Below are 2,601 nucleotides of genomic sequence, written 5' to 3' on the forward strand. Positions count from 1 at the left end.
GTTACGCGGGGATGCATCATCACGTGTCCAGTGGGTTGTGGCTGACACGGTATCGGGCGTACGATTCCCAGACAGCGCGCTGGCTCTCGAGGGATCCTATTGAGGAGGAGGGGGGCGTCAATCTATACGCCTATGTGGGGGGGAATCCGGTCAGCTACACCGATCCGCTCGGCCTCAACCCGACGGCGGGCGCAGGTGCGGCGGTCGGCGGTATGGTTGGTGGTCCGCCTGGTGCGGTCGTCGGCGGCATACTTGGCTTTGGCGCAGGGCTGATTATCGGTAATTGGATATTCAACCAGCCGGAGGTTGATCCTGTGCCACCACAGCAGCCGTTCAACCCTGGCCGGGACTGCAACGGCAAGTGCAACCCTTGTCCGCCTCCGATCTACTGGGACGCGCCCGGCAACAAGCATGGTTCCAGCAGTGGATCGCATGCGCATGGGGTTGTCTGGAACCAAGACCCGTCGACTTGCATGTGTTATCCGAGGCGGGTAAGCGGTCCAAGCTTCGGTAACACTCGATAGGAAGGCAATGAGTACGCCCGCTGATCTTGACGAACTCATGAACCAATTCCGGCTTGCAAGCCGGGAGTTGTTCAATCACTTTTTCCGGATTTCTGATCCGTACAACAATGGGCAGCGCGCCTGGTTGCAGGAGGGGCAGTTCCGCGATGTTCAAGCGGTGCTCTTCCAGAAACTGGTGGCCGAGCCGATGTCCTTGCGCATCGCGGAATATGGCAATCCGCAACCAAACGTGTTGGTCGGGTCACGCCACGATGGAGCGGTTCCCATCATGCTTAATCGTGAGATTGACTCTGGCTACTGGGACTACCCAGTGAAAGAAGTTGGGACCGACGCGCGCCTGCTCTTCGTCAGCTTTTTTGACTGGGATCAGCTCGATTACCGGGATAACCGCTATGTGCGCGTCCAAGTGGACCGTTGGTCGACGCACCCCGACGTTGTTGGCAAGCACGGATTGATCGAGTCGCACTATGTGCGATTCGCCAAGGAGTAACTGATGGCAACCTCCCTCTCCGCCGGCCTGTTCTCCCGTGCCGGCATCCGCTACGAAGTCGCCCTGGACGTACTCGGCGCGCTGATCGCACACTACGCGGAACTGATCGGCATCGAGCGCAGCCGATCGGTGCCGGACGAAGCGACAGTGCGCCAGGCGGAAGCGATCCAGCGCCACCTGCGCCGCGTGCGCAGCGCCCCCGATCCCCGCGACGCCGACGCCATCGAAGCCGCCATTGCGCACTACGCCCCGCTCGCGCGCCGCCCACTTCCGCCAGGCCAACGCCTCCCTGGCGCTCGAAGGCCTGGACGTCGACAACGATTTGGTGCTCCAGGCGCAATCATCCTGGGCACGGAAGTCGGAGAGGGCGTGATTGAGCGCTACCGCCACCGGACTGCTGCAATTGCGCGCACGATGTTCTGTGCGTGCAGGGGATGGGGCGTTGGTGGGGGGCGTACGACTATGATCCTTATGGTCGGCTGATCCGCGGGTCGCGGTTCGTATCCGGGCGAGTTCGGTTACGCGGGGATGCATCATCACGTCTCCAGTGGCTTGTGGCTGACACAGTATCGGGCGTACGATTCCCAGACAGCGCGCTGGCTCTCGAGGGATCCTATTGAGGAGGAGGGGGGCGTCAATCTATACGCCTATGTTGGCGGGAATCCGCTTAGTTACACCGATCCTCGCGGACTGAACCCGGCGGCCGGTGCGGTAGCAGGTGGAATGGTTGGCGGTCCAGTTGGTGCTGTTGTCGGCGGTGTGATTGGCCTCGGTGTTGGCATCGCCATCGGCGACGCCATCTTCAACAAACCTCCCGAAAATGCTTATGACCCGAATGGGCCGAAGGCCCCCGGTAAGCCTGGAGCAGACGAGGGTTTTGTCGATCCCAAGGGCGGTGACAATTGGGTGCCGAATCCGAACGGCAAGGGCTGGGGATGGGAGGATTCCAAGGGCGATGTATGGTGCCCAACCGGCCAAGGCGGAAGCGCCCACGGCGGTCCTCATTGGGATGTCCAAACTCCCGGAGGTGGTTATAGAAATGTCAGGCCGAAGCGATAGCCATGAAATATATTCAGGTGATTGATGGTGCGCGTAATTGTGTTTACGACATTTTTGCTGCCACCGATGAAGAGTTTGCTCTCGTGTTTCCGGCGGGGACGGATGTCGCATTTATCGATGAAGTGTATGCCAGAGAGCATAAGGAGCTGCTGGATGCCGCCTTCGATGAGATATGGCGGCGGCGAGTAAAAAAATCAGAGTCGCGAGGCATCCATGGCCTCCTGTTTTACGAGTTGGATGAGAAGAAAGCGTACTACCCAACCAGAAGGGACGAAGAGGCTGTAAATCCAGACGGCTCCCGTTTACGGTGATGAACGAAGCTCTGGCGCGGTAACGGTTTGAAGAGGAGGGCCGCAATTGCGGCCCTTCGTTCAGCAGGGTCATCGCACTCGAATGACATGCAGGGCTACCGCAGCTACCCGCTTGTCGTTGACCACTCCAGAATGATTTTCACGATCAAGCACTTGCGACACCCCTGTTTACAGGCCCTTGTTTTGTGTAGCGTCCTGTCTTTTTGGGCGACCGATG

General features: G+C 59.5%; 5 protein-coding genes and 1 pseudogene. All 6 read left to right on the top strand.

The features are described 5' to 3' along the window. The first annotated feature begins 11 nt into the window (after positions 1 to 11). The 6 genes and pseudogenes from DNK49_RS25265 to DNK49_RS22850 all read left to right on the top strand — a co-directional run bounded on the left by DNK49_RS25265 (position 12) and on the right by DNK49_RS22850 (position 2,384). On the top strand, positions 12 to 524 hold the full coding sequence (locus tag DNK49_RS25265) for an RHS repeat-associated core domain-containing protein (RefSeq protein ID WP_424445308.1): 513 nt from the start codon (positions 12 to 14) through the stop codon (positions 522 to 524). Between the two features lie 7 nt (positions 525 to 531). Continuing rightward, positions 532 to 1,014 (top strand): hypothetical protein, encoded by a 483-nt coding sequence (locus DNK49_RS22835; protein ID WP_110530362.1) that lies wholly within the window; start codon positions 532 to 534, stop codon positions 1,012 to 1,014. A 3-nt stretch (positions 1,015 to 1,017) separates the two neighbouring features. Next, positions 1,018 to 1,497, top strand: coding sequence for a hypothetical protein (locus tag DNK49_RS24500; RefSeq protein ID WP_207807097.1), 480 nt, complete (start codon positions 1,018 to 1,020; stop codon positions 1,495 to 1,497). A 33-nt stretch (positions 1,498 to 1,530) separates the two neighbouring features. Then, positions 1,531 to 1,695: pseudogene (locus DNK49_RS25270) on the top strand (RHS repeat-associated core domain-containing protein); the annotation flags it as partial. 9 nt (positions 1,696 to 1,704) lie between these two features. Next, positions 1,705 to 2,073, top strand: a complete 369-nt coding sequence (locus tag DNK49_RS25275) for a polymorphic toxin type 37 domain-containing protein (protein WP_368737416.1) — start codon at positions 1,705 to 1,707, stop codon at positions 2,071 to 2,073. A gap of 2 nt (positions 2,074 to 2,075) precedes the next feature. Then, entirely contained in the window at positions 2,076 to 2,384 is a 309-nt protein-coding gene (locus DNK49_RS22850; RefSeq protein ID WP_110530366.1) for a hypothetical protein, read from the top strand. Positions 2,385 to 2,601: the final 217 nt, after the last annotated feature.

This window comes from Parazoarcus communis SWub3 = DSM 12120 (assembly GCF_003226565.1).
Lineage (GTDB): Bacteria > Pseudomonadota > Gammaproteobacteria > Burkholderiales > Rhodocyclaceae > Parazoarcus > Parazoarcus communis.

Coding starts and splice junctions, on each gene's coding strand:
- DNK49_RS25265 (WP_424445308.1), top strand. CDS start 12: ATGCATCATCACGTGTCCAGTGGGTTGTGGCTGACACGGTATCGGGCG.
- DNK49_RS22835 (WP_110530362.1), top strand. CDS start 532: ATGAGTACGCCCGCTGATCTTGACGAACTCATGAACCAATTCCGGCTT.
- DNK49_RS24500 (WP_207807097.1), top strand. CDS start 1,018: ATGGCAACCTCCCTCTCCGCCGGCCTGTTCTCCCGTGCCGGCATCCGC.
- DNK49_RS22850 (WP_110530366.1), top strand. CDS start 2,076: ATGAAATATATTCAGGTGATTGATGGTGCGCGTAATTGTGTTTACGAC.